1 protein-coding gene is annotated in these 421 nt (G+C 57.2%); it reads left to right on the top strand.

Going from position 1 to position 421, the window contains the following annotated elements; translation table 11 throughout:
* Nucleotides 1-12 precede the first annotated feature (12 nt).
* On the top strand, nt 13-421 hold a 409-nt coding region (locus J0A69_RS22430), incomplete at its 3' end, for a phage portal protein (RefSeq protein WP_206588857.1).

Raw genomic sequence — 421 nt, 5'->3', positions numbered from 1 at the left:
AGGATTTTATGTATGAAAACGCCCACCATTCCCACCCTTCTGGGGCCGGACGGCATGACATCGCTGCGCGAATATGCCGGTTATCACGGCGGTGGCAGCGGATTTGGAGGGCAGTTGCGGTCGTGGAACCCACCGAGTGAAAGTGTGGATGCAGCCCTGTTGCCCAACTTTACCCGTGGCAATGCCCGCGCAGACGATCTGGTACGCAATAACGGCTATGCCGCCAACGCCATCCAGCTGCATCAGGATCATATCGTCGGGTCTTTTTTCCGGCTCAGTCATCGCCCAAGCTGGCGCTATCTGGGCATCGGGGAGGAAGAAGCCCGTGCCTTTTCCCGCGAGGTTGAAGCGGCATGGAAAGAGTTTGCCGAGGATGACTGCTGCTGCATTGACGTTGAGCGAAAACGCACGTTTACCATGA

Origin of the sequence: Algoriphagus pacificus (genome assembly GCF_017254845.1) — a bacterium.
Lineage (GTDB): Bacteria > Bacteroidota > Bacteroidia > Cytophagales > Cyclobacteriaceae > Algoriphagus > Algoriphagus pacificus.
This window is presented reverse-complemented; position numbering and strand designations above follow the sequence as displayed.